This is a genomic window from Nocardia sp. NPDC056952 (assembly GCF_042674185.1).
GTDB lineage: Bacteria > Actinomycetota > Actinomycetes > Mycobacteriales > Mycobacteriaceae > Nocardia.
In genome coordinates this window covers 849,398-875,744 of the sequence record NZ_JBHURA010000003.1, presented here as the reverse complement: position 1 = coordinate 875,744, position 26,347 = coordinate 849,398, and the positions used below count along the sequence as shown (strand labels likewise).

23 protein-coding genes are annotated in these 26,347 nt (G+C 69.1%); 15 read left to right on the top strand and 8 right to left on the bottom strand.

What is annotated here, in order from left to right:
* Positions 1–27 precede the first annotated feature (27 nt).
* Both ACFTS5_RS15715 and ACFTS5_RS15710 read left to right on the top strand, forming a co-directional pair.
* A complete protein-coding gene (locus ACFTS5_RS15715; protein WP_378631333.1) occupies positions 28–1,068 on the top strand; it encodes a nucleoside hydrolase in 1,041 nt (346 codons plus the stop codon).
* Positions 1,065–1,946: an amidohydrolase family protein gene (locus ACFTS5_RS15710; RefSeq protein ID WP_378631331.1), complete on the top strand. Its 882-nt coding sequence runs from the start codon at positions 1,065–1,067 to the stop codon at positions 1,944–1,946. The genes ACFTS5_RS15715 and ACFTS5_RS15710 overlap by 4 nt, the downstream gene beginning before the upstream one ends.
* Here ACFTS5_RS15710 and ACFTS5_RS15705 read toward each other — a convergent pair whose 3' ends face one another.
* Positions 1,947–3,869, bottom strand: coding sequence for an alpha/beta hydrolase-fold protein (locus ACFTS5_RS15705; protein ID WP_378631330.1), 1,923 nt, complete (start codon positions 3,867–3,869; stop codon positions 1,947–1,949).
* A gap of 250 nt (positions 3,870–4,119) precedes the next feature.
* On the opposite strand from ACFTS5_RS15705, the gene ACFTS5_RS15700 reads away from it, so the two are divergent.
* A complete protein-coding gene (locus ACFTS5_RS15700) occupies positions 4,120–5,628 on the top strand; it encodes a multicopper oxidase family protein (protein WP_378631328.1) in 1,509 nt (502 codons plus the stop codon).
* A 13-nt stretch (positions 5,629–5,641) separates the two neighbouring features.
* The gene (locus tag ACFTS5_RS15695; protein ID WP_378631326.1) at positions 5,642–6,994 is read left to right on the top strand and encodes a TIGR01777 family oxidoreductase; all 1,353 of its coding nucleotides are present in this window, start codon (positions 5,642–5,644) and stop codon (positions 6,992–6,994) included.
* Positions 6,995–7,188: 194 nt separating this feature from the next.
* On the opposite strand, the gene ACFTS5_RS15690 is transcribed toward ACFTS5_RS15695, so the two are convergent.
* Complete coding sequence (locus tag ACFTS5_RS15690; RefSeq protein ID WP_378631325.1) at positions 7,189–8,025, bottom strand: MerR family transcriptional regulator; 837 nt, start codon at positions 8,023–8,025, stop codon at positions 7,189–7,191.
* Positions 8,026–8,197: 172 nt separating this feature from the next.
* Here ACFTS5_RS15690 and ACFTS5_RS15685 point away from each other — a divergent pair, with 172 nt between their 5' ends.
* The 7 genes from ACFTS5_RS15685 to ACFTS5_RS15655 all read left to right on the top strand — a co-directional run bounded on the left by ACFTS5_RS15685 (position 8,198) and on the right by ACFTS5_RS15655 (position 14,911).
* Positions 8,198–8,791 (top strand): lipocalin family protein, encoded by a 594-nt coding sequence (locus ACFTS5_RS15685; protein ID WP_378631324.1) that lies wholly within the window; start codon positions 8,198–8,200, stop codon positions 8,789–8,791.
* The gene (locus ACFTS5_RS15680; protein ID WP_378631322.1) at positions 8,788–10,098 is read left to right on the top strand and encodes a cryptochrome/photolyase family protein; all 1,311 of its coding nucleotides are present in this window, start codon (positions 8,788–8,790) and stop codon (positions 10,096–10,098) included. Before ACFTS5_RS15685 ends, ACFTS5_RS15680 begins: the two co-directional genes overlap by 4 nt.
* 61 nt (positions 10,099–10,159) lie before the next feature.
* A complete protein-coding gene (locus ACFTS5_RS15675; protein WP_378631321.1) occupies positions 10,160–11,065 on the top strand; it encodes an alpha/beta fold hydrolase in 906 nt (301 codons plus the stop codon).
* 120 nt (positions 11,066–11,185) lie between these two features.
* The gene (locus ACFTS5_RS15670) at positions 11,186–11,833 is read left to right on the top strand and encodes a fasciclin domain-containing protein (RefSeq protein WP_378631319.1); all 648 of its coding nucleotides are present in this window, start codon (positions 11,186–11,188) and stop codon (positions 11,831–11,833) included.
* A gap of 113 nt (positions 11,834–11,946) precedes the next feature.
* The gene (sigK, locus tag ACFTS5_RS15665; RefSeq protein WP_378631317.1) at positions 11,947–12,594 is read left to right on the top strand and encodes an ECF RNA polymerase sigma factor SigK; all 648 of its coding nucleotides are present in this window, start codon (positions 11,947–11,949) and stop codon (positions 12,592–12,594) included.
* On the top strand, positions 12,591–13,322 hold the full coding sequence (locus ACFTS5_RS15660; protein ID WP_378631316.1) for an anti-sigma factor domain-containing protein: 732 nt from the start codon (positions 12,591–12,593) through the stop codon (positions 13,320–13,322). The genes sigK and ACFTS5_RS15660 overlap by 4 nt, the downstream gene beginning before the upstream one ends.
* Positions 13,323–13,369: 47 nt before the next feature.
* Positions 13,370–14,911, top strand: a complete 1,542-nt coding sequence (locus ACFTS5_RS15655) for a molybdopterin-dependent oxidoreductase (RefSeq protein WP_378631314.1) — start codon at positions 13,370–13,372, stop codon at positions 14,909–14,911.
* Positions 14,912–14,920: 9 nt separating this feature from the next.
* Here the strand turns inward: ACFTS5_RS15655 and ACFTS5_RS15650 are convergent, their stop codons facing one another.
* Both ACFTS5_RS15650 and ACFTS5_RS15645 read right to left on the bottom strand, forming a co-directional pair.
* Complete coding sequence (locus tag ACFTS5_RS15650; RefSeq protein WP_378631312.1) at positions 14,921–15,394, bottom strand: SRPBCC domain-containing protein; 474 nt, start codon at positions 15,392–15,394, stop codon at positions 14,921–14,923.
* Complete coding sequence (locus ACFTS5_RS15645) at positions 15,391–15,756, bottom strand: ArsR/SmtB family transcription factor (protein WP_378631311.1); 366 nt, start codon at positions 15,754–15,756, stop codon at positions 15,391–15,393. Before ACFTS5_RS15645 ends, ACFTS5_RS15650 begins: the two co-directional genes overlap by 4 nt.
* Positions 15,757–15,865: 109 nt before the next feature.
* Here ACFTS5_RS15645 and ACFTS5_RS15640 point away from each other — a divergent pair, with 109 nt between their 5' ends.
* Entirely contained in the window at positions 15,866–16,993 is a 1,128-nt protein-coding gene (locus tag ACFTS5_RS15640; RefSeq protein WP_378631309.1) for a magnesium and cobalt transport protein CorA, read from the top strand.
* A gap of 13 nt (positions 16,994–17,006) precedes the next feature.
* Here the strand turns inward: ACFTS5_RS15640 and ACFTS5_RS15635 are convergent, their stop codons facing one another.
* The 4 genes from ACFTS5_RS15635 to ACFTS5_RS15620 form a co-directional block, all read right to left on the bottom strand.
* A complete protein-coding gene (locus ACFTS5_RS15635) occupies positions 17,007–17,303 on the bottom strand; it encodes a hypothetical protein (protein ID WP_378631308.1) in 297 nt (98 codons plus the stop codon).
* Positions 17,304–17,529: 226 nt separating this feature from the next.
* Entirely contained in the window at positions 17,530–18,627 is a 1,098-nt protein-coding gene (gene meaB, locus ACFTS5_RS15630; RefSeq protein WP_378631306.1) for a methylmalonyl Co-A mutase-associated GTPase MeaB, read from the bottom strand.
* A gap of 70 nt (positions 18,628–18,697) precedes the next feature.
* Positions 18,698–20,962 carry a methylmalonyl-CoA mutase gene (scpA, locus tag ACFTS5_RS15625; RefSeq protein ID WP_378631305.1) on the bottom strand — a complete coding sequence of 755 codons (2,265 nt, stop codon included), beginning with the start codon at positions 20,960–20,962 and terminating at the stop codon, positions 18,698–18,700.
* Entirely contained in the window at positions 20,962–22,833 is a 1,872-nt protein-coding gene (locus ACFTS5_RS15620) for a methylmalonyl-CoA mutase family protein (RefSeq protein WP_378631303.1), read from the bottom strand. Before ACFTS5_RS15620 ends, scpA begins: the two co-directional genes overlap by 1 nt.
* 173 nt (positions 22,834–23,006) lie before the next feature.
* Here ACFTS5_RS15620 and ACFTS5_RS15615 point away from each other — a divergent pair, with 173 nt between their 5' ends.
* From ACFTS5_RS15615 to ACFTS5_RS15605, 3 genes are all read left to right on the top strand, one after another.
* A complete protein-coding gene (locus ACFTS5_RS15615) occupies positions 23,007–23,681 on the top strand; it encodes a TVP38/TMEM64 family protein (protein ID WP_378631301.1) in 675 nt (224 codons plus the stop codon).
* A 53-nt stretch (positions 23,682–23,734) separates the two neighbouring features.
* A complete protein-coding gene (locus ACFTS5_RS15610) occupies positions 23,735–24,673 on the top strand; it encodes a hypothetical protein (RefSeq protein ID WP_378631300.1) in 939 nt (312 codons plus the stop codon).
* Between the two features lie 255 nt (positions 24,674–24,928).
* Positions 24,929–26,347, top strand: a complete 1,419-nt coding sequence (locus tag ACFTS5_RS15605) for a condensation domain-containing protein (RefSeq protein ID WP_378631298.1) — start codon at positions 24,929–24,931, stop codon at positions 26,345–26,347.

The window sequence follows — 26,347 nt, the reverse complement described above, 5'->3', positions numbered from 1 at the left end:
GACAGGCCCGCGGCTACTCTCGATGACGTGCCGCAGAAGATCATCCTCGACGTCGATACCGGAATCGACGACTCCCTGGCCATCCTGTATCTGCTGGCCTGCGACGAGGCCGAGATCATCGGCATCGCGGCCACCGCGGGCAACGTGGACGGCGCCCAGGTCGCGGCGAACACCCTGGCGATGCTCGACCTGGGCCGGGCCCCCGAGATCGAGGTGGCGCTCGGTGCGGCCGAGCCGCTCGCCGTCCCCTTGCGTACCACCGAGGACACCCACGGTCCGCAGGGACTCGGCTACGCCGAGCTGCCCGTGTCCTCGCGGGCGCTGTCGTCCCGATCGGCGGCCCAGCTCTGGGTGGACCTGGTCCGTGCCGCTCCGGGCGAGGTGATCGGCCTGTGTACCGGTCCGCTGACCAATCTCGCACTGGCCCTGCGCATCGAACCCGAGCTGCCGCGTCTGCTGAACCGTCTCGTCATCATGGGCGGCGCGTTCAACCATCCCGGCAATACGACTCCGACCAACGAGTGGAACATCCACGTCGACCCCGAAGCGGCCAAGGAAGTGTTCGACGCCTTCTCGGCGGCGCCACCGGAGCGCAGGCCGCTGGTGTGCGCACTGGATATCACCGAGTCCATCGAGATGCTGCCCGAACATCTCGTTCTGCTCGCACAGGCGGCACACAGCGCTCCGATCGAGCATGTCGGTGCGGGTGATCCCCCCGAATTCCGTTCGGCGGCCGGCAATCCGATCATCCGCTATCTCACCGACGCGGTGCGGTTCTATTTCGACTTCCACCACCAGTACGACCTGGGATATCTGGCTCACATGCACGACCCGTTCGCGGCCGCGGTCGCGCTCGACCCGGCCTCGGTGACCACCCGCCCGGCCACCGTCGACGTGGAGCTGGCCGGCACCATCACCCGTGCCACCACGGTCGCCGACTGGGCGGGCATGTGGGGCCGGGAACCCAATGCCGACATCGTGATCGGCACCGACCCCGCCGTCTTCTTCGAACGCCTCGTCACCCGCGTCGGCGCCCTGGCCCGCCGCCTCTACCCGGAGCAGTCATGACCGTAGACACTGTCGCCTACCTCGCCGGCTTCCGCGCGCGCTACCAGCTGCCCGCGATCATCGACGTCCACACCCATTTCATGCCCGACCAGGTGATGCGCAAGGTCTGGGCCTACTTCGACACCGCGGGGCCACTGACGGGCCGTCCGTGGCCGATCACCTATCGCGACGACGAACAGGTGCGCCTGAAGACCCTGCGCGACTTCGGCATCCGGGCGTTCACCTCCCTGGTGTACCCGCACAAGCCGGAGATGGGCGCCTGGCTCAACGACTGGACCGCCGAGTTCGCCGCACGCACCCCCGATTGCCTGCACACCGCCACCTTCTACCCCGAGCCGGACGCGCCGCGCTACGTCCGCGAGGCCATCGACCGTGGCGCGCGAGTGTTCAAGGTGCACATCCAGGTCGGCGCGTTCTCGCCCTTGGATCCGCTGCTCGACCCGGTATGGGCGATCCTCGCCGAAACCGGCACGCCCGTTCTGATCCACTGCGGATCGGGCCCCGCCCCCGGCGAATTCACCGGGCCCGCGCCCATCGCCGAACTCCTGCGGCGCTTCCCGACCCTGCGCTTGATCATCGCGCACATGGGGACCCCCGAGTACAGCGAGTTCCTCGACCTGGCCGAGCAGTACCCGCGGCTCTACCTCGACACCACCATGGTGTGGACCGATTTCAGCGAAGGCGATGCGCCCTTCCCGCCCGCCGAACGAGAACGCCTGCGCCGCTTCGCCGATCGCATTCTGTTCGGCAGCGACTTCCCCAATATCCCGTATCCTTATGCCGAATCCGTCGCCGCACTGGAACGCCTGGACCTCGGTCCGGAGTGGCTGCGCAAGGTCTGCCACGACAACGCGGCGCGGTTGTTCGAGCTCGACTGATCAGGCGGGGATCTCCATCCCCTCGGCCAGCAGCGGCCAGGAGTTCTTGAAGGCCTTCTGCCAGTAGCCCCACGAGTGGGTGCCCTGGGTCGACAGGTCGAAGGTCGCGGGAATGTCCAGTTCTTCCAGGCGATTCTGCAGGTTCTTGGTGCACCAGCGGGTCGTGGCCTCGATGACGCCGCCGACGACGATCTGGTTGGCCAACCCGACCGGGCCCCAGGTCACCAGGTGCGAGTCGCCGAGCTTGTCGAACTCGCCGGGCAGGCCGTTGCCGTTCGAGACGTAGAGCTTGGTGCCGCGCAGCCCCTCGGCGTTCACGACGGGGTCGTTGGCCGCCCAGGCCGGATCACCGGGCGGACCGTACATGTTCGACGCGTCGCCGCCGCCGGTTCCGACCACGACATTGACGAACTGCCTGCCCACCGGGTCGCTGATCTGGGCGCAGCCGCTGTAGGCGGCGACCGAGCGGAACAGTCCCGGTTTCGCGATCGCCAGCTGTAGCACGGAGGTGGCCGTCATCGAGTTCGCCGCGATCGCGTTCCTGCCCGTCGTGGCGAACATCGTGTCGACGAGCGTGGGCAGTTCGTCGAGGAAGAAGGTCCGCCATTTGTTCACGCCCAGCATCGGATCCGGCTCGCGCCAGTCGGTGTAGTAGCTCCACGCGCCACCGATCGGCATGACGACGTTGACGTCCTTGCCCGCCAAGAAGCCGACGACGTCGGTGTTCTGTTCCCAGGTGGCAGTGTCCTCGCCGCCGCCCGCGCCGTTCAGCCCCACTCCCCTCGTGGTGTCCGGTAACCGAGCACGCACCGTCCACTTCGCGTCACCGTCCGCGCCCGTGCCGACAGCGAGGCTGCCCCCGGCGAGTTCGGCGCGCTCGCGCATCCCGACGATCCCGTGTCCCGGCGGCGCCGTCGCCCGCTCGCGACCGCTGTTGACGACTTCGAGGGTGATCGCGCCGTCGCGCCTGATGATCGCGAACCGCACCGGCACCGCACGATCCGCGTGCTTCATCACATTGGTCAGCGACTCCTGCACCAGACGCAACAGCGTGAGCCTGCTGATCGCGTCGAGCCCGCCGAGGTCGGTGTCGACCTCGGCCACGACAGTGAACCCGGCAGCACGAACCCGAGTGAGCGCCGCCTCGACCTCGGTCGTGACCGCGTCGGTGTCGACCAGGGCGACGGCGCCGAGGGCCGGATCGCGCAGAGCAGCGAGCAAGCGGCGAATGTCGGCGAGCGCATCGGCCGCGGTGACGCGCACATCGTCGAGCACCGCGGTCACGCGCGGATCGGCTTCGCGCACAACATGTCCCGCCACCGAGGTCCGCAGCACGATCGAGGCCATGTGGTGAGCGACCACATCGTGGAGTTCCCTGGCCAGCGCGGCGCGCTCGTCGAGGCGGGTACGCGCTTGCGCTTCCTCGGCGCGCAGGCGCAGATTCTGCGCCAGGTCACGCTGCCCACGCAGGTACAACCCGAGCAGCAACGGAAGTCCCACATAGGCCGCGGCCTCGACGAGGGTCGACGCCCGCCCGATCGAGCTGTCGTGTAAACCGACCCGCCCGAGCGTCACAGCCGCGGCCCAGCCCGCGGTCGCCACCGCGACGGTCGACCACCGGTGCGTGCGCGCCACCACATCGACCAGGGCCACCGCGCCGAGGTACGGCGCCAGCCCGGACACTCCCCAGGCGTCGGTGCGCAGCATCGGCACGGCCAGCGCCGACAGTGCGAGCGACACCGCGAGCGGCCACCGAGCGCCGGCCGGAAACACCACGGCCGCGGTCATCGCCAAAAGCCAGTAGTGCGGCGGCACGCGGTACTGGCCCGGGTAGGTGCTGGCCAGCAGCAACACCGGGATCAGCGCCAGCGGCAGCCACCGCAGCAGCCCTCGCCAGTCACGGTGGGCGCGGATGTCGATCACGCCCCCACGGTAAGCGACCGAGTGGTTCGGACCGCGCGAGCGGGCGGTCGGCGCGCCCGCGCGGGAACCGGCGGGAGCCGCGACGGAGCTCAGTCGGCGAGCCGTTCTGGATCGGCTCGGACTATCAGGCGACCCGCGTGTGCGCAAGGGCCGCGCGGGTGGAATCCGGCGGTCCGGGTCGGGCCGTTCGGCGGAGTCCCCGCCGCCGCCGCCGAACGAAGCTGGAGGTTCCCGCACAGAAGGAGCACACGTGGTCTCGCGACGAGGATTTCTCACCGGGCTCGCCCTCGCACCGGTGGCTTACGCGGCCGGGTGCTCGATCCGACCTTCGGCACCTGGTTCGGCAGCCGGGTCGACCCGGCCGCTACCGATCCCACCGCTGGCCGCGTCCACCGTCGGCGCGGACGGCATCCGCCGATTCACGCTGCGAGCCCAGCCGGGCACGACCGAGATGATCCGGGGCAAGCAGACCCCGACATGGGGGTACAGCGGTTCGGTCCTCGGCCCCACCGTGCGGGCTCGACGCGGCGAGAAAGTCGCCTTCACCATCACCAACGACCTGCCCGAACCCACTTCGGTGCACTGGCACGGCATGCACCTGCCCGCGAAGTTCGACGGTGGCCCCCATCAGATGATCGCGCCCGGTGCGCAGTGGGCGCCGCAGTGGACCGTGCAGCAGCAGGCCGCGACGCTCTGGTACCACCCACATCCGCACGGCGCGACCGAAAAGCATGTCCACCGCGGCCTTTCGGGCTTGTTCCTGATCGACGACGACGCGTCGGACGCCTTGGATCTGCCGAAAGACTATGGCGTCGACGACATTCCGCTGGTGATCCAGGATCGCCGGTTCACCGCCGACGGTGCCCTCGACGAATCCGACGCCACCGATGTCGGCCTGCTCGGCGACACGATCGTCACCAACGGCATCGCGAACGCCCACCTGCCCGTCACCACCGACCGGGTCCGGTTGCGGATCCTCAACGGCTCGTCGGGCCGGCTCTACCAGCTCGCCTTCGGCGACGGCAGGGCGTTCCAGCTCATCGCCACCGACGGCGGTCTGCTCTCGCAACCCGTTGCGCTGACCCGGATTCAGCTCAGCCCCGGCGAGCGGGTCGAGCTGGTGGTCGCCCTCGGTCCGGACGAGAACGTCACGTTACGGTCGCTGCCGATCACCGAGCGCGCGGGTATCGACCGCGCGGGCGAGTTCGGTTTCGACGACACCTTCGACATCCTGACACTGCGTGCCGCCGCCACCGTGCGACCCTCCGCGGCACTACCGACGACGCTGATCCCGATGCCCGCCCTCGCCGCCGCGACCACCCCACCGAGCCGTTCGTTCGACCTCCAATGGTTCATGATCAACAACCGCCGCATGGACATGAACCGCATCGACATGACCATCCCCGTCGACACCACCGAAGTCTGGACGGTCCGCAACAAGGACAACTGGCCCCACAACTTCCACGTCCACGATGTCCAATTCCAGATCGTCGCCGTCGACGGAACACCGCCTCCTCCAGCCCTTTCCGGCTGGAAGGACACCGTCTATACCGCACCGGGCGCCACCTACACCCTGGCCATGCATTTCGCCGACCACACCGACCCCACCTATCCCTACATGTACCACTGCCACCTGCTCCACCACGAAGACCAGGGCATGATGGGCCAGTTCCTGGTGCTGGCCCCCGGGCAGCAAGCCGCACCCGCGCGCATGGACATGGACACGGACATGGGAGCCATGGATCACGGCGGATCGTGACTACAGTCGAGGGATGGGCATCGAGTGTTCTGACATCGTTGCAACACCCAGGGCCGACGTTTTCGCCTGGTTCGCCCGTCGCGGTGCGTTCACGCGATTGGCGCCGCCGTGGCAGCCGGTCACCCTGATCTCCGAAGCCGATTCGCTGGCCACCGGGCGAGCGGTGCTCGGCCTGCCCGGCGGGCTGCGCTGGATCGCTCAACACGACCCCGAGCAGTACCGGCCGCCCGAGCGGTTCGCCGACGCCGTCGCGGCGGGTGGACCGGCCTCGCTGCCGGTCTCCCGGCTGTTGCCGTGGCAGCACGTCCACGAGTTCGCCGAGGTCGACGCCACGCACACCCGTGTCATCGATCGGGTGCGGACGCCGATTCCGGAGTCGGTGTTGCGGCCGATGTTCGATTACCGCTATCGCCAGCTCACCGACGATCTGGCGAGCCACCGCCGTGCGGCGCAGGCCGGCTTGGGGCCGACGACGATCGCGATGACCGGCGCGTCGGGGCTGGTCGGCTCCGCGCTGAGCGCCTTCCTCAGCACCGGCGGCCACCGCGTGGTGCGGTTGGTCCGCCATCCCGCACAGCATCCCGACGAACGACAGTGGGACCCCGACGCGCCCGCCGCCGACCTGCTCGCCGACATCGATGCCGTGGTGCATCTGGCCGGGGCATCGATCGCGGGCCGATTCACCGCCGCGCACCGGCGTGCGGTGGCCGACAGCCGCATCGAGCCGACCCGGCGGCTCGCCGAGCTGGCCGCGGCTTCGGGCGTCGAAACCTTCGTCAGCGCCTCCGCCATCGGTTATTACGGCTATGACCGTGGCGAGCAGGCGCTGACCGAGAAGTCCGAGCGCGGTGACGGATTCCTGGCCGATGTGGTCGAACAGTGGGAGGACGCGTGCGAGCCCGCCGCGGTGGGCGGAGTGCGGGTGGTGCGGGTGCGTACCGGCATCGTGCAGTCTCCGCGTGGGGGCACCCTGCGGTTGCTGCGGCCGTTGTTCAGCGCCGGTCTCGGCGGGCGGATCGGGGACGGCCGGCAGTGGTTGTCATGGATCGGCATCGACGATCTCGTCGATGTCTACCATCGCGCCCTCTGGGACGACACGCTGGCTGGTCCGGTCAATGCCGTTGCGCCACAGCCGGTTCGCAATAGTGAGTACACCCGCGTGCTGGCGCGAGTGCTGCATCGCCCGGCGCTGCTGCCGGTCCCGAGCTTCGGCCCGGCAGTACTGCTGGGCAAGCAGGGCGCGCGCGAACTCGCCGAGGCCAGTCAGCGGGTGACGCCGACCCAGCTGACGAAGGCCGGGCACGTCTTCCGGAGCGAGGATCTGGAGCAGACGCTGCGGCACCTGCTGGGGCGGACGGCGGGCTGACACGGTCCGGCACCGGTCCTCGCGAGCGGACGATCCGTGTCAGCGGGTTCGCCGACGTGGGATTCGACTATTTCCTGTATCGCATCGCCTGCGCATCGTTCGATGGCGGCCAGGTCAGATCGCGCGGTGGCGCCCAGCCAGGAACGCGGTTGATCGGCGACACCGAGGCGGAAACATGATGTACCCGAACGCATTCAGCGCAGCGCGTCGACCGCGGCCGCCAGGCTACCGATCCGCTCGACCGTGTCGGGCAACAGCGCGGCGTCCCAGCCCGGCCCCCCGACGAGCACCCGGGCACCGGACCCCGCACAGGCCAGCACCGCCGAGGTCAACGCGGTCGACTCACGTTGCGACCACAGCAGCACCGAGGCCTCGTTCGAATGCCGGGCGAGCGCATCGGACAACGCGACCGTCGGCACGTCGGCGCCCAGCATGCGCGCACCTACCCCGGCCTGCGCCAAGGCGGCACGCAGCACGTCGAGGGGCAGCGAATGCGTTTCGCCGCTCGTGCACGCGAGCAGCACGGGCGCGCTGCTCCGCGCCGGTTTCACCTGTTGCATGACCGCCGCGATGGACCATGACAGCAGGTGTTCGACGTCGATGCATCCCTCACCGCCGCCCTGGCGCGCGACGATATCGGTGAACGCGGGGCGGCACAGAGCCTCCCAGGTCTGCACGACGCCATGAGCCCGCACATGGGCGTCCAGATGGGCGCAGACGGTGGTGGTGTCCAGCGCGAACGCCGCGTCGAGCAGGCCGGCACGGTCACCGAGGGCCGGCGCTGGCCCACGGGCCGCCGCCGCGGCCCCGGCGGGACTCGCGCCCCCGCCGATCAGCTCGAGCATGTGCTCGAGCACGGCGATATCGGTGTCGGTGTAGAGCCGATGGCGGCCGGGCCGGTCCTGGGCGGGACCGATGCCGTAGCGGCGATTCCAGCTCCGCAGGGTCGCGGTCGGGATGCCGAGGCGGTCGGCCACCGCGCGAACCGTGAAACCGGCCGCGGCGGAGACAGGAGCAGAACCGGCGGGCATCGCCTCATTCTGCCCGGAACGCCTCGACGGGCGCGTCACGGCCCGGCCTCCGCGCGTCGGCGCCCGGTCGCGCCCGTCGAGCCGGCAACCCGCTGAACCGTCCGCATCATGCATCAATAGTGCATCAATTGCTGTTAGCATGGAAGAACACCGACTACGCGAGGAGTTTCCTGTGCGCACCCGATTCGGCCCGTGGAGCACCGCCTTGCTGATCGCCGCCGGCCTCACCGTGGCAGGCTCCGGCTCCGCGGCCGCCGCGCCACCCGCGCCGGTGCCGAGTCTGGACCTCGACCGCTATCTCGGCGATTGGCACCAGCTCGCGGCAGTACCGCAGGTGTTCAACCTCAATTGCGCGCGCGACACCTCCGCGAACTACAGCCTCGACGCGCGCGGCGACATCGCCGTCCACAATCGCTGCCACACCTGGAGTGGCGGCGTCGACGAGATCCGCGGCACCGCGACGGTGAACGACCCGGTCACGAACGCGCAACTGCACGTGAGCTTTCCGGGTGTCGCCGGCCAGGACGGGCGCGAGGGACCGACCAACTACCTGGTGACCGCACTCGGCCCGGACTACTCCTGGGCCCTGGTCACCTCGCCGAGCAGATTGTCGGGTTTCGTCCTCTCCCGCACCCCGGCCCTGGACGAGAGCACCTGGCAGCGGATCGACGAGGCGATCAGAATCGCGGGCCAGGACCCGTGCGTCTACCTCACCTCACCCACGACCGGCGGCCGCGAGGGTGTGCTGCCCCTCTGCGCACGATGAGCGTCGCGATCGCCCTGTTCACCCGTGACCTGCGCGTTCACGACAATCCGGTGCTCACCGCTGCGGCTCGCGAGGCCGACCGGGTGGTACCACTGTTCGTCGTCGACGAGGTACTGGTGCCCGATCGCTGCCCGCCCAATCGCGCGCACTTCCTCGCCGCCGCACTCGCCGAACTCGACAAGGAGCTGCGCGCGCTCGGCGGCACGCTCGTCGTGCGCCGCGGCGCGGTGGCCGATGTCCTCGACCAGGTGATCGAGGAGACCGGCGCCACGAGCGTGCACCTGGCCGAGGATGTCAGCCGCTACAGCAGGCAGCGCGAGCAGGCGTTGCGCCGCAACCCTGACACCGTCGTGCACTGCCATTCCGGTTCTGTCACAGCCACCTCCGCCGAACTCGTCCCGTCGACCGGACGCGATCACTTCGCCGTCTTCACCCCCTATTTCCGGCGCTGGAGCGCGGCCCACCGCCGCACTCCGCTACCCGCGCCCCGGTCGCTGTCGGTGCCACCGGTCCGGAGTGAGGCGCTGCCTCAGCCGGCGGATCTCGGTTCCGGGCGACCGTCGCCACAATTGCGGGTCGGCGGGGAATCCACCGGACGTGCGCTGCTGCACGACTGGCTCGACGGCCCGATCACCGACTATGCCCGCGACAACGACGACCTCGCCGCCGACGCGACCTCCAGGCTCTCGCCGTACCTCCACTTCGGATGCGTGTCCCCCACCGAGGTGGTGCGCCGGGTCGATACGGCGACCGACGGCGGACTCGCCTTCGTCCGCCAGCTGGCCTGGCGCGATTTCCATCATCAGGTGCTCGCCGCCCGTCCCGATGCCGCCTGGTCGGACTACCGCACGCGGGTGACCGCGGGCCCCGACGACGAACAGGCCGTCGCGGCCTGGCGAGACGGGCGCACCGGGTACCCGATCGTCGACGCGGGCATGCGGCAGCTCCGTGCGGAAGGCTGGATGCCGGGGCGAGCTCGGCTGATCGCGGCGAGCTTTCTCGCCAAGTCGCTGCGCCAGGACTGGCGGGTCGGCGCGGCCCACTTCCTGCGCTGGCTCGTCGACGCCGACCTCGCCAACAATCAGCTCAACTGGCAGTGGGTCGCGGGCACCGGCACCGACACCCGGCCCAACCGGGTCCTCAATCCGCTGCGCCAGGCCGAGCGCTACGACCCCGACGGCGTCTATGTGCGGCGGTGGCTGCCCGAACTGGCGCACCTGCCCGGCGCGAGCATTCACCGACCGTGGCGCGCGGCCGTCGAGCCGGCGGACTATCCCGCACCGATCATCGACTGCGTGGGCAGCTAGACCGATGAATTCCGGCTGCGGAGGTCGTCTTCTCCACAGACGCAACCGCAGAGGAGTCGCCATGCCGCTTCATGGTCAGGGATCGCCCGAGCGCAGGGTCGCCGTCGGTGACGTCGACCTGTGTGTGAGCACCTTCGGGGACCGGCGCCATCCGCCGGTGCTACTGCCGAGCACGTCGAGACTGTTCTGGGAGGACCGGTTCTGCGACCGGCTCGCCGGCGCGGGCCGGTTCGTGCTGCGCTACGACATTCGCGATACCGGCCGGTCGACCGCCTCCGCGCCGGGCGCTCCCGGCTACAGCCTCCGGGATCTGGGCGCGGATCTCGTCGGGCTGATGGATGTCTTCGAACTTCCGCGAGCCCACCTGGTGGGTTTCTCGGTGGCCGGATGGATCTGTCAGCTCGCTGCCCTCGACCACCCCGATCGGGTGTCCGCCCTGACTCTGATCAACACCCGTCCGACCGCCCCCGGCCCGGCGGACCCTGATCTGCCCGAGCACTCGGACCGGATCATGGCGTTCTTCACCGACAGACCCCACCCTGACTGGTCCGACCGGGCGGCGGTGATCGATTACGGCGTGGAACAGGCCCGGGTACGCGCGGGCACACACGGATTCGACGAACTGCGGGCGCGCCGGCACGCGACCCACATGGTCGACCGCACCACCGACATGGCCTCCAGCGTGCTCAACCTGGCATATGTCGAGGCCGGCGACCGGTGGCGGGAACGTCTGGGCGAGATCGCCGTGCCGACCCTGGTCGCGCACGGCACCGATGACCCGTTCTTTCCCTACGGCAACGGCGAGGCCATGGCTCGCGAGATCCCCGGCGCCGATCTGCTCGCGCTGACCGGCATCGGCCACGAACTTCCCGACGTCACGTGGGATCGACTGCTCGCCGCCATGCTGGTCCTCCACGCGAAACCGGTACCCGAGGACGGGTCGTCCGGTTCGACGCCCGGGCGCTAGCACCGTGTCGAAAATATCGACGGCCATGGTCGGCAATCCGAACTACCGAGCCAGCCGAACTCCGTTGCATCCAACATCTACGCGGCACCTCGCCGCCTCGACGGAAGTGACGGAAACACCATGCGATCCTTGCCGAAAACCCTCGTTGCGGCGTTGCTCCTCGGCTCGGCACTCGGCCTCTCGGCCTGTTCCGACGACGACTCGAGCACCACCGCCGCGACCTCCTCCGCGCCGATGACCACGGCGCCGATGACCACCGGCGCGTCCGCCGCCGCCGACCTCGTCGGGCCCGGCTGCGCGGAATACGCCGCCCAGGTGCCCAGTGGACCCGGCTCGGTCAGCGGGATGGCCCAGGAGCCGGTCGCCGTCGCCGCGTCCAACAACCCGATGCTCACCACGTTGACCTCGGCGGTCTCGGGCAAACTCAATCCCGACGTCAATCTCGTCGACACCCTCAACGGTGGCCAGTTCACCGTCTTCGCGCCCGTCGACTCGGCGTTCGCGAAGATCGATCCGGCCACGATCGACTCGTTGAAGACCGACTCGGCTACGCTCACCTCGATTCTCACCTATCACGTGGTGCCGGGCCAGATCTCGCCGCAGAGCATCGCGGGCACGCACAAGACAGTCCAGGGCGCCGACGTGACGGTCAGCGGCTCCGGTGACACGTTGAAGGTCGGCGCCGCGAACGTGATCTGCGGTGGCGTGCGCACCGCTAACGCCACCGTGTACATGATCGACAGCGTGCTCATGCCGCCCGCGGCGTGATGACGGCGACGGCGCTTTTTCCGGCGTCGCCGCGGAAATTTCTCGGCGGCGCCCATCCGAACCCGAAGGCAGGCCGAAATCCCTCTCATGCTGATGCAAGCAGGGACCATCCGATGACGGCCCGGCGCGGCTCCGCACCGATCAACCTGCGATCGGTCACCGAGCCCGCTCCGGCCTGCCCGACGGGCGACCGCCGCGACCATGCCGTCCAGGAGCGGCTGGTCGACCTGCTCGACGACGTCGCGGCAGGCGATCGGGCAGCGTTCGCCGAGTTCTACCGCGCCACCAGCCCGCGGGTGTTCGGTCTCGCGCTCCGCGTGGTGCGCAACCACGGCGCCGCCGAGGACATCACTCAGGAGGTGTTCCTTCAGGTCTGGTCGCTGGCGGGACAGTACGACGCGACCAAGGCCAGCCCGATCGGCTGGCTGATGATGCTGACCCATCGGCGCGCGGTCGACCGGGTACGGGCCGAGCAGTCGGCCACCCGCCGCGACATCGTGTTCGGCCACGCCCATCTCGGCCGCGACCACGACGTCGTGGCCGAGGAGGTCACCCAGCGACTCGACGAGCAGTCGGTGCTGGACTGTCTGCAGACCATGACCGAACTCCAGCGCCAAGCGGTGGCGCTGGCGTACTACGGCGGGCGCACCTATCTCGAGGTCTCCGAGACCTTGGCGGTGCCGTTGCCGACGGTGAAGAGCCGCATCAAAGACGGCCTGAAAAGGCTCGAGAACTGTTTGACCGGAGGGAATACCCGATGAGCGAGACCGATCGGCGGACCCCTTGGTCGTGGCTGGACGAGGCCTACCCCTACGCCATCGACGCCCTGGATCCACCCCAGCGACAGGCGCTCGAGGAGTGGCTCGACGCCGCAGGCCCCGACCGGGTGGCCGAGTTCCAGGCCGCCGTCCGCCGCATCCAGGAGACGATGGCGGACCTGACCGTGTTCGACTCGGTCCCGCCACCGGCACGCCTCGAATCCGCACTGATGCGAGCACTGGACCGATACGACACCCAGGCGTCTCCGCTCCTACGGCGCGGCGCGCCCGGCAGGAGATGGCACCTTCGATGGTTGACCGTCGCCGCCGCGGCGATCGTGGCGGTCGGCGCCGGTGTAGGTATCGGGGTGGTGATCGAACGCGCGAACGACGGTACGGGTGCGGTCACCGCGCAGCAGGTGCTCGACCAGCCCGACAGCCGGGAGTCCTCGGTGGCCGTCACCGGTGGCGGCGCGATGACGGTGTACGAGTCGAAGTCGCTGGGCGCGGCCGCGGTGTCGTTCCAGGACATGCCCGCGCTGCCTGCCGATCGCGCGTACCAGCTGTGGCTGATCCGCGCGGGCACCCCGACATCGGTGGCGGTGATGGACGGTCCGGCCTCGGTCGTGACCACGGTCGACGTCGCCGACACGCTCGCGGTGACGGTCGAACCCGCCGGTGGTTCGACCGGGCCGACCACCTCCCCGATCGTCAGCATGACAGTCGGCTGACCTGCTGCGGCGGGCCGTGCCGACACTCGAACCCCAGGAGTGACAGCATGGTCCGCCGTTTCAGCTTCACCCATCGCCATCCGGGCCGACTCGCGGCGGCAGCCGCGGCCGCGGCCGCCGCCGCGCTGGTCCTCGGGGTCGGACACTTCGTCGCCGTGTTCATCGATCCGGTGTCCTCCCCCTTCTTCGTCCTCGGTGCCACCGTTGTCGATCACACGCCGAAGTGGTTGAAGGACAGCGCGATCCGCTGGTTCGGCACCAACGACAAACTCGCACTGGCGGTCACTATGGCCGCCGTCATGGCCGTGGCTGCCGCGATGATCGGCTTGGTGGCCCGCCGCAGCCCGGCATGGGCGGCCGGGCTGCTCGGCGCTCTCGGCATCGCCGTGGGCGGCTTGGCGCTGCTCCGCCCAACGGCCACACCGCTGTTCGTCGTTCCGGCGGTGGTCGGATCGTTGGTGGGCATGGCCGCGCTGTGCGCGCTGTTCCTCGTGCCCGCCGAGGCCGACCGGCAAGCCGGGCCGACGCGGCGCGGGTTCCTGCTCGCTCTGACCGCGGTGGCGGCCGGCGCAGTGGCGGCCGGGGCGGCGGGCCGGGTCATCGGCAGCCGTCTGCGCGATATCGCCGCCGACCGGGCGGCTTTCGTGCTCCCTCGGGTCGCCGCGCCGGTGCCACCGGTCACCCCCGAGATGGACCGAGTCGTGCCCGGCCTCACCCGATTCATCACTCCCGCACCGGATTTCTATCGCGTCGACACCGCGCTTCAGCTTCCGTCGCTGACTCGCGCGCAGTGGCGATTGCGCATCCACGGGATGGTGGAGCGCGAGATCCGTCTCGACTTCGACGAATTGAGCGCCCGGCGTGCGGTCGAGTCACTCATCACGCTCACCTGTGTCTCGAACGAAGTCGGCGGGGATCTCGCCGGAACCGCACTGTGGACCGGATACCGCCTGGCCGATCTCCTGGCCGAGGCGGGCCCCTCCCCCGATGCCGACATGATCCTGTCGCGCAGCGTCGACGGATTCACCGCGAGCACGCCATCGGCCGCGGTGCTGGGCAACCCCGACGCTCTGCTCGCCGTCGCGATGAACGGCGAGCCGCTGCCCGTCGCTCACGGCTACCCGGCGCGGATGATCGTGCCCGGCCTCTATGGCTACGTCTCGGCCACCAAGTGGGTTGTCGATCTGGAACTCACCAGATTCGACCGAGCACAGGCCTACTGGACGCAACGCGGCTGGGCAACTCGGGCACCGATCAAAACCGCATCCCGGATCGACGTCCCGGCGGCGTTCGCGCACCTGGACGCCGGACCGGTGATCGTGGCAGGCGTGGCGTGGGCCCAGGGCCGCGGGATCGACGCCGTGGAAGTCCAGGTCGACGACGGACCGTGGCAACCGACCACACTCGCCGCCGCCTACTCCCTCGATACCTGGCGCCAGTGGACCTGGACGTGGGATGCCTCGCCCGGCACGCATTCCCTGCGGGTGCGCGCGGTCGACGCCACCGGATCGGTGCAGACCGACGCCAGGGCGACCCCGTTCCCCGACGGCGCGACGGGCAGGCACTCGCGCGTCGTCATGGTGCGCTGAGCGATTCGCTCAGGCCTGGCCGGCGAGATAGGTCACCAGCGCGTCGACGAGGCCGAGGGTGCCTTCCTCGCGCTGGTCACCGGTGTCGAAACCGTCCAGGTGGGCGCCGAATTCGACGAGGGTGAGCTTGGTTCCGGTGGTGGTGGGTTCGAATTCCCAGGTGGCCACCGAGGTGGAGATGTGGGAGCCGTTGAGCCACATGTCGTAGGTGTAGACGAGGCGTTCGTTGTCGATGATGTCGGTGTAGGTGGCGACGAAGCGGGAGGTCATCTTCTGCTGGAAGGTGCCTTCGTTGATCTCGCGGCCGCCGACCTGGAAGTCGATCGAGGACTCGCCCTGCTCCCAGCCTTCCTCGCCGCCGAACCACTTCGCCTTGACGGCGGGGTCTGCGAAGGCCTGGAAGACGACGGCGGGCGCGACGGGCACCTCGCGTTCGATGGTGAACTGGGCGTGGTTGATGGAGCGGGTCACCGTGTCGGTCATTGTTGTTCTCCCTCTGGGTTTCTGGTCGATTCCACGAGTAGTGCCGTGAGCCGGTCCACCTGACGTTGCGCCGGTGGACGTTGGTCGTGCAGCCAGTCGATCGCCGTTGCGAAGGCGTCCGGCACCAGTTGGTAGGTGCGCACACGGCCGATCTTCGCCGAACTGACGAGCCGACCGGCTTCGAGCGCTTTCAAGTGCTGCACGATCGTCGGGAGCGCGACTTCGAACGGTGCGGCGAGATCCGATACCGATGCGGGCCCGCGCGCCAGCCGTTCGACGATCGCGCGACGAGTCGGATCGGCCAATGCCCGAAAGACGCTGTCGAGTCCTCTGTCCGGTTCGCCGCTCGAATACTTAGGCACATACCTAAGTATTCACGGATGGGCCGGTCTGCGCAACCCCCCGCTTCGGTTGCGTCCGCGTCGGCCGCCGTGGGATGCTGCGGCACGATCGAAGAGAGCGAGGTGAACGATGGTCGACGGCCCTCGCGTCACACCCGCTCCCACCGCGACCCGGCGCGGTATCGGAGCCCGGGTAGCGAATTCCCCGTTCCTGTCGCGCAGCCGACGGCGAGTGGAAGTCGTCCACAAACCCTCGGTGCCGACCGCGCGCGCCATCATCGACTGCGCCGCCTATGTCGACGGCAAGCGTCTGCCCGGCCGCTTCACCCCCGACACAGCGCTGACCGAAATCCGCAGGCGTGGTACGGGTTTCGTGTGGATCGGGCTGTTCGAACCGGACCTGCACCAGATGGGCGAGATCGCCGCGACGTTCGGTCTGCACGAACTCGCCGTCGAGGACGCCGTCACCGGCAGACAGCGGCCGAAGTTCGAACGCTACGACGACACCATGGTCACCGTGATGCGGACCGTCGCCTACGTCGAGCACGATATGCACACCGTCAGTGAGATCGTGCAGACCGGCGAGATCATGGTCTTCCTCGGCGCCGATTTCGTGGTCGCGGTCCGCCACGGCGAACACAACGAACTCACCGCCGTGCGGCACCGGCTCGAAGCCGAACCCGATCGCCTGGCGCTCGGCCCCGGCGTCGTGCTGCACGCGATCGCCGACCACGTCGTCGACACCTACATCGACGTCACCCAGGCGACGGAGTTCGACGTCGAGTCGATGGAGGAAGAGCTCTTCAGCCCGCGGAGCAAGATCCCGATCGAGGCCATCTACCAGCTCAAACGCGAGATTGTCGAGCTACGCCGGGCCGTTCGCCCGCTCGCGGGCCCGCTGCAGACCCTCACCGCGCCGCGCACTCCCCTGCCCAAGGAGGTGCGCCGCTACCTGCGCGACGTCGCTGATCATCACAGCGGCGTCGCCGAGCGCATCAACGACCTGGACGAAACCCTCACCACGCTCGTGGGCGCCGCGGTGGCCAAGATCGCCGTCCAGCAGAACACGGACATGCGCAAGATCTCCGCCTACATCGCCATCCTGGCGGTCCCCACCATGATCGCCGGCATCTACGGCATGAATTTCGATCACATGCCCGAACTCCGGCAGACCTGGGGTTACCCCGCCACCCTGATCGTCATGGCCACCATCTGCGCCACCCTGATCGTCGCCTTCCGACGTATCCGCTGGTTGTGAAAGTCCGGCCGGGTCAGACAGGTCGACCCCATCGGGTCGCCACGAGCCCGCAGAGCGCGATGGCGGTGCTCATCCGCTTCCAGAGTCGCACCATCGCGAGCTCGAGGATGATGCCGATGCGGTCGGCACAGGTGGTGGCCTCTGCCAGCGCCATCCGGTCATAGACCAGGGCAGGGTCACTGAGGATTTCGTCCAGCCTCAGTCCTGATATCGCCTGATCGGACGTCAGGCCGAGTTCTGGCAGCCAGGTGAGCCGCCAACGACCGTCGCCCCCGAGAATCGCCCGCTCGGGCGTCCTGTCACTGCTCATGGTCCGATTCGTGCGGAAGATCGTCATCACTACCTCCTCGGCCGTCAGCTCTCGACGTCCACTTCCGAGGATCCTCGAAAATCGGCACAGACAACAGCTGGCAAAGCAGCCGGAATGGGAATATCATCCACAAACCCCGACGTGAAAGCCGAAAATTCCGGGCGATCACCCCGGACACGACTCGATGACGCCGTCAGCAGCTACCGGTGGGCACCGTGCGGGTGTCTCAACTCCGGTCGAAGGCCGTGAGGATCTGTTCGGCGGCCAGGGCGGGGGTGAGTGTTCCGGCGCGGACAGCCGATTCCACCTGCGCGCGAACATCTTTCACGTTCGGGCTATCGACAAGGCGGCGCAGGATCTGGTCGTGGACCATGGTCCAGGTCCAGTCGACCTGCTGGCGGCGACGCTTCTCGGCGAATTCGCCCGCCTCGGTGAGGACCCGGCGGTGGTCGAGGACGGTGCCCCAGAACTTGTCGAGGCCAACGCCTTCCAGACCGCTCATGGTGAGCACCGGCGGTTTCCACAGGGCGTCGTGCGGGTGGATCAGGCGCAGGGCGCCCGCCAGTTCGCGCGCGGCGGCCTTGGCTTCGATCTCGTGCTTACCGTCGGCCTTGTTGACCGCCACCAGCTCGGCGAGTTCCAGCACGCCCTTCTTGATGCCCTGCAACTGGTCTCCGGTGCGGGCCAGGGTGAGGAAGCAGAACACGTCGACCATGTTGGCGACGGTCACCTCGGACTGGCCGACGCCGACGGTCTCCACGAGGATCACGTCGTACCCGGCGGCCTCCAGGAGCACGATCGTCTCCCGGGTCGCCTTGGCCACGCCGCCGAGGGTGCCCGCCGTCGGGGACGGCCGGATGAACGCGTCCGCCTCCAGCGACAACCGCGCCATCCGCGTCTTGTCACCGAGGATCGAGCCACCGGTGCGGGTCGAGGACGGGTCGACCGCGAGAACCGCGACCCGATGTCCCTTGGCCAGCAAGTACATCCCGAGCGCGTCGATGAACGTGGACTTGCCGACGCCCGGAACACCGGTGATGCCGACCCGGTTCGAGACGACGCTGCCCGGTTCCGCCGCCACCCGCAGCAGCAACTGCTGCGCGAGTTCCCGGTGATCGGAGCGGGTGGATTCGACCAGCGTGATCGCGCGGGCCAGCGCCGAACGCTGCCCCGCTGTGACCTGCTCGGCGAGCGCGTCGACATCGATCGTCCGGCGAACGCCCACGGCGGTGCGCCCCTCGTTGCGTGGCGAGCCGACGCCCGCGGTGGTCCCGAGCCGAGGGTGCGCGTCAGCACCCCCGGCTACCTGTGCGGCGTCGCTCATACTGTTCCACTGCGGCATGCTGGGGCGCCCTCCGTGGTTACGCCGGCTACCGCCTCAGGGCGCTGACCGCTCATGCCTGTGCGCCGCCACCGATCTCGTGTCCGAGAGCCGCGCCCAGCTTCTTCAGCAGGTCGATGGCCGCATCGGCGATGACGGTGCCGGGCGGGAAGATCGCTGCCGCACCGGCCTCGTAGAGCTCGTCGAAATCGCCGGGCGGGATCACACCGCCGACGATGACCATGATGTCGGGACGACCGACATCGGCCAGCGCCTGCCGTAGGGCGGGCACCAGCGTGAGGTGACCAGCGGCCAGCGAGGACACACCGACGATGTGCACGTCGTTGTCGGCCGCCTGGCGCGCCACCTCTTCGGGCGTCTGGAACAGCGGGCCCACGTCGACGTCCATGCCGAGGTCGGCGAACGCGGTCGCGATCACCTTCTGGCCGCGGTCGTGTCCGTCCTGGCCCATCTTGGCGACCAGGATGCGGGGACGGCGCCCCTCGGCCTCGCCGAATTCCTCGACCAGCGCGATGGCGGCGCCGATGTTGGTGGCCTTGCCTGCTTCGTCACGGTACACACCGGACAGGGTACGGATTTCGGCCTGATGGCGGCCGTAGACCTTCTCCAGCGCGTCGGAGATCTCACCGACGGTGGCCTTGGCGCGCGCGGCGTCGATGGCGAGCGCGAGAAGGTTGTTCTCCATGCCGCCTTCGGACGACGCTGCCGCACGGGTCAATTCGGCCAGCGCCTGCTCCACCGTGACCGAATCACGGTCGGCGCGAAGCCGTTCCAGCTTCTCGATCTGCTCGGCCCGCACCCGCGAGTTCTCGACCTTGAGAACTTCGACGGCGTGGTCCTCTTCGACCTGGTACTTGTTGACGCCGATCACCGGCTGCTGGCCGGTGTCGATGCGCGCCTGGGTCCGCGCGGCGGCCTCTTCGATGCGCAGCTTCGGAATACCCTCCGAAATCGCCTGTGCCATACCGCCGTGCGCCTCGACCTCGGCGATGTGGGCGCGCGCCCGCTCGGCGAGCTGGTGGGTGAGCCACTCGACGTAGTACGAGCCACCCCACGGGTCGATCGGGCGGGTGGTGTTGGACTCCTGCTGGATGAGCAGCTGGGTGTTACGCGCGATACGGGCGGAGAAGTCCGTCGGCAGGGCCAGGGCTTCGTCGAGCGCGTTGGTGTGCAGCGACTGGGTGTGACCCTGGGTCGCGGCCATCGCCTCGATGCAGGTGCGCGCCACATTGTTGTAGGCGTCCTGCGCGGTCAGCGACCAGCCCGAGGTCTGCGAGTGGGTCCGCAGCGACAGCGATTTCGCGCTCTTGGGTTCGAACTTCGACACCAGCTCACTCCACAGCAGACGCCCCGCACGCAGCTTGGCGACCTCCATGAAGAAGTTCATGCCGATGGCCCAGAAGAACGACAGACGCGGTGCGAACTTGTCGACATCCATGCCCGCGGCGATGCCGGCGCGGATGTACTCCACACCGTCGGCGAGGGTGTAGGCCAGCTCCAGATCGGCGGTCGCACCGGCCTCTTGAATGTGGTAGCCGGAGATGGAGATCGAGTTGAACTTCGGCATCTTCGCGCTGGTGAAGGCGAAGATGTCGGAGATGATCCGCATCGAGGGCTTGGGCGGATAGATGTAGGTGTTGCGGACCATGAACTCTTTCAGAATGTCGTTCTGAATGGTTCCGGCCAGCTGCTCGGGCGTCACGCCCTGCTCTTCGGCGGCGACGACGTAGAGCGCCAGGATCGGCAGCACCGCGCCGTTCATGGTCATCGACACCGACACCTGGTCCAGGGGGATCTGGTCGAAGAGCTGGCGCATGTCCAGGATCGAGTCGATCGCGACACCGGCCATGCCGACGTCACCTTGGACGCGGGGGTGGTCGGAGTCGTAGCCACGGTGGGTGGCGAGGTCGAAGGCGACCGAGAGCCCCTTCTGGCCCGCCTGCAGGTTGCGGCGGTAGAAGGCGTTGGAATCGGCGGCGGTGGAGAAGCCCGCGTACTGGCGGATGGTCCACGGCTGATTCACGTACATGGTCGGGTACGGGCCACGCAGGAACGGCGCGACGCCGGGCACGGTGTCGAGCGGATAACCCTGCGCGACAACAGCATCCCGATCGGCCTTGGTGAACACCGGCGGAACGTCGATGCCCTCCGGGGTCGACCAGACCAGCTGCTCGGGCGTGGTGTGGTTCGCCGTCGCCGCGTCGGCCACGAAGGCGCGGACCTGCTCGGCGTCGACGTCGGCCGACGCGGGCGCGTGGTCGGTGAGCGGCACCTCGGCGAAGCTGCCGATGACGTGCTCGATATCGGACGTGGTCATCAGGCTCCCACCTTCTCCAGCAGCTGCGACAGGACCGCGACCGCGTCGATGCGCAGGGCCAGGTACCCGTCGGGACGCTGCGTCCCGCTGTATTGCTCGACCGACTTCTCCGCGCCGGCCAGCAGCACGGTCTCGATCCCGGCGGCGCGCAGGGCATCGGTGGCGGCCCCCGCCTGTTCGCCGTAGCGCTTGTCGGCACCGCACAGCACCGCGATACGCGCACCGGATTCCGTGGCGGCGGCGGCGATGGCGTCGATCGTGAGCGGGCCGGGGTTGACCGATTCGATACCGCCGGACGCCAGCACGTTCGCGGTGAAGATGGTGCGCGCGTTGTGTTCGGCCACCGGGCCGAGCGGCACGATCAGTGCCTTCGGGCGGGCGCCGTTGGCGGCCAGGTAGGCATCGGAGCGGTTGCGCAGCGCTTCGAAGGCAGCGCCGTAGCGCGCGTTCGGACCCGGTTCACGGGCCTGCTCCGACAGTGGGGTCTCGGCGAGGTTGGGGAACTCGTTGACGCCGGTGACCGCGGTCCGGCGGTGGGCGACGTCGGCCGCGCGCGCGGCGGCGGTCTCGGCGATCCGGGCCGCGAGCACACCGGTGTCGAGCGCGGCGAGGTAGCCGCCCGCCGACTCGAGCTCCTGCATGAACTCCCATGCCTTGGCGGCGAGTTCGTCGGTCAGCTTGTCGACGTACCAGGAACCGGCGGCCGGGTCCTGCACGTGCCCGAGACGGGATTCCTCGAGCAGCAGCAGCTGGGTGTTGCGAGCCAGGCGCTGGGAGAACGTCGTGGACACGCCGAGTTCGCCGGCCGGCAGGGCCGCGTCGAAGGGCAGTACGGTCACCGAATCGGCACCGCCGACGCCGGCGCCGAACGCGGCGAGTGTGGTGCGCAACAGGTTCACCCAGGGGTCGCGCTGGGTCATCATGGCGGCCGAGGTGATCGCGTGCTGCGGGGCGGCGCCGAAGGCAGGCGCACCGGAGACCTGGGCCACTCGGGCCCACAGGCGCCGGGCCGCCCGGAATTTCACGATCGTGGCGAATTGGTCGTCGGTCGCCGCGAAGCGGAACTCGAGCTGGCCGAACGCGTCGGCGATGTCGACTCCGGCACCGGTGAGCAGGCGCAGATAGGCCAGACCGGCTGCGACGGCGGCGCCCACTTCCTGTGCGTCGGCGGCACCGGCGTTGTGGAAGGCGATGCCGTCCACCGTGATGGCGCGGACCGTCTCGGGCCGGGCGATCGCGCGCACGGCCAGCGCCACGGTCTCGGCGTCGTCGAGGTCTTCGGCACCGGTGAAGGCGCTCGTCAGCGGGGCGGCGCCGAGGCCGACCCGGATCTGCGTGCGATCGGCGATCGAGTAGCCGTCGAGGACGTCGAACACCCGCTCGGCGGCCGTGCCGGTCGCCGCACCGGCCACCAGCGTCAGCGGGGCCAGCTCGAACAGCAGCCCACGCAGGGCAAGGGGGATGTCGTCGACGGCGACGCCGTAGGTGCCCACTCCGAGCGCGATCGCGCTCACGCCGTTCTCCAGACCGGTCAGGATCGCCCGGTTGGTGGCCTCGGCGTTGTTCTCACCGGCGAACGCGCCGACGAACCAGCCGCGCTGCGGGTCACGCGCGGCGTCGCCACCGCGCACGTAGGGGAAGGCGCCGGGCAGCGGCTGCTCGGGCAGCTCGTCGCGGCGGGTGTAGAGCGGGGCGATCGTGAGCCCGTCATAGGTGGTCTCGTCGAGCAGATGTTCCGGTTCGGCGGGGAGCTCGGAAGCCTCGACCCGTCGCGCTTTCGCCAGCACACCCGCCACGCCCTTGCGCCACGCGGCGTACTCGGGCACCGGATCCGGTGCGAGCCCCGCCCCGGACTCTGAACCAATCGGCATAGCTGCTGTTCTCTCTTCCATTCGACGACCGCACCCCGGTGTGCTGCCGGTCCGTGAAATCCCACAAACGGGCCCACAGCGAACCAGGATGTATCCGGTTCCCTCATGATGCTATCTGTGACAGGGTGTCCGGCCACCCGGGCCATCCCCTACCGGCCGGTACGCTTACCCGGGTGTCTCGACTGATCCGCTCCCCGCGCCTGCTCATCGCTCTGGCCGGGCTCGCCGCGCTGTTCGTGGTGGCGATGCTGGTTCCGTTGCCGGGCCCGCAGCAGATCAGGGACTGGGCAGGCGACGCCGGGCCGCTGTTGCCGTTGCTGTTCTTCCTCTTCTACGCGGTGGTCGCCGTCGCGCCCGTTCCGCGCACCGTACTCACCGTGACCAGCGGTGTTCTGTTCGGTCCGATCCTCGGTTCGGTCATCGCCATGGCCGCCACGGCGGTGAGCGCGACCGTGGCGCTGCTCGGGGTACGCAGGCTGGGCCGCGACCGGGTCGCCGAACACCTCACACACCCGGCGGTGCGGGCGGTCGACGACCGGCTGGCCCGCCGCGGCTGGCTCGCGGTGGCCGCGCTGCGGCTGATCCCCGTCGTCCCCTTCTCGATCCTCAACTACTGCTGCGGCCTGTCGTCGGTCCGCCTGGCCCCGTATCTCGCTGCGACAGTGGCCGGTTCGGCCCCCGGCACGATCTCGACGGTGGTACTGGCCGGTTCCCTGGCAGGCGACAGCCACCCGATCGCGATCACCGTGTCGGCCATCTGCCTGTCGGTCGGGCTGATCGGGCTGATCGTGGACCTGCGGCTACCGGTCGACGCGGCAGCCCCGGAGCCGGAGGCCGCCACCTCCTGACCGACGGCGCGCCTACCCCGAGCCGTCGCGATCCGCGCGGATAATCCCAGGTCATGGCGATCACAGTGGGACGCAGATCGGCACTCGCACTTCTGGCGGGACTCCCACTACTGGCAGCGGGCACGGCCCGCGCGCAGTCCTCGCTCGGCCCGGGGGTGGGCATCGACCCCCACCGCACTCCGGTCCGGTACACGATGACGGCCTTTCGTGCCGACAGCGATACCACCCTCGCGGTTTACGAGTCCGCGGACGGCACCGATTTCACCCCGGTCAGTGAGCATGCGTACACACCGCCGGCCGGCCTGGTCCGCGACCCGAGCGTGCTGCTGCACACCGACGGGCACTACTACCTCACATACACGATCGCCGGTGACGCCACCGCGATCGGCTTGGCGCGCAGCCGCGACCGGATCACCTGGACGTTCCTCGCCGCTGTGCCGATGCTGGTGGCGGGCAGGCTCGAAGGCGCGTGGGCACCGGAGTGGTACGCCGACGCGGCGGGGCGGGTCGGCATCATCGTGTCGCTGACCTGGGGGCACGGCTTCACCCCGCACCTGCTCATCCCGCTCGATGCCGGGCTCACCGTCTGGGCGCCGCCGGTGCCGATGCTCGGGCTCGGGCCCGCCGGGCCCGGCTCACTCGGCCATATCGACACCACCTTGGTCCGCCTGGACGGACGCCTGTTCGCGTTCGTGAAGAACGAGGACTCCAAGCTGATCGAGCTCGCCGTCGCCGACCGGCCGCTCGGGCCGTACAGCTTCGTCGCCACCGGCGACTGGGCCGGGTGGGGCGGGCCACGGGAGGGACAGTCGATCGTCCGGCTTCCCGACGGCGGGCACCGCATCTACCTGGACGCCTACACCGAGGGCCGGTACTACTTCAGCGACAGTTACGACGGCTTCCGCACGTGGTCGCCGCAGGTCGAACTGCCAGGGCTGTCGGGGCTCATCCGGCACGGCGCGGTCCTGACCGAGTTCAGCTCGGTGATCTGAACTAAAACCCCATTACTCCAGGGGCACCTGGTCTAGGTTGTGATTCGCAACAAATTTGAAAGTGAGCTTCTTCACACTGCCCAGTTGTGAAGAAGTAATATTTCAGAAAACTCTCAGAGTTATAGACTCGGGATAGCCCAGGGTTCGCCAGCTACATCCGGTGCGGGATCCAGAGCAACATCCGGTGACGCGCCCGCGATCACCGAATCCCCGTCGCGCCGTTCTCGGCTTGCACTCCCCATGAGGTGACCCGCCATGGAATACACCCATCTCTCCGAATTCCGGATCCGCTCCGGTGACCTGGTGATCTGGACCCCCGAACTCATTTCCGCCGACGCCTGGCGTGACGACGAGCGTCCCCTCGCCAGCGTCCACGAGCAGTACCTCGGGTTCCTCGACCCCGAAGACGCCCGTCCCGGCCGCGGCCGCTGGATCGGCACGATCTTCGAGATGGACGCCCCACTCGACGCCGACGCCTGGGCGACCACGCTGCGGCTGTGGCACGACCGCCACGAGGGCTTCCGCACCACCGTCGCCCCCACCGGCGACGGCGGCTACCACCGTGTGACCACCGCCCCCGGCACCGTTCGTGTCACCGGCGCCCCGGTCGCCGATCTCTCCGACGGCGACGAGATCAACGAATACCTCTGCGATGCACTGGAACTGCGTCTTTCCGCACTGATGTGGCCGCACCTGCTGGTGGCCACGGTGGCCCACGACACCGACGACTTCACCGTCCTGGTCGGCGCCGACCACTCGGTGCTCGACGCCTACTCCCAGGCCGTGCTCATCCTCGAGCTGCGCACCCTCTACACCGCGGTCACCACCGGCGGCGAGATCCGCGACTCGGCCACCTTCGGCAGCCCGGCCGACTACGCCGTCATCGAGCGCGCCGCCGCCGAGGAACTCGATCCCGACTCCCCCGCCGTCGCGGTGTGGCGCGAGTTCCTCGGCGCGCCGGGCTCGCCGATGCCCCGATTCGCCGCGGATCAGGTCGCCGTCCTCGACGGTGAACACGCCCAGCCCAGCGTCTCGCGCACCCTGCTCAGCATCGAACAGCTCGAGGAAGTCGAGGCGGCGCTCGATCGGCTCAAGCACCGGCTGTCGGTGACCGTGTTCGCCGCCCTGGCGATGGCCTCCCGGGAAACCTTTGGTGACGACCGGTTCCGCACCGTGATGCCGATCGCGACCAGGCCCGACCTCACCTGGCTCGAGTCGATGGGCTGGTTCGTCAATGTCGTCCCGGTCGACGTGACGCTGCCGCCGGGCGCGGACATGACCGTCGCGCTGGAGGCCACCCGCGCCTCGCTCAAGCGCGCCCACCTCTGCAATGACGCGTCCTGGGGCCGTTCCCTGGCGATGGTCGGCGCCGTGGAAGGTCCGACCTACGGTGCGTCCTTCCTCGACATCCGCATGCTTCCGGACTACGAATTGGTCGCCGACCTGCGCGGACGCACCCTGCGGGCGGTGTCGTACTCCACCGACGAGGTGTACTTCTGGGTCGTGCGCGGCCCCGACGGGCTCTATGTCTCCACCCGTCACCCCGCGGGCCTGCCCGGCGAGGTCATGGAACGCTTCCTCACCGAGTTCGCCAGGGCCATGTACGCGGTGACCATGGTGGCGCCCGCACCCGCACCGGTCACCGATGCCGCGGCAGCGCTGAGCGCGGGCTGA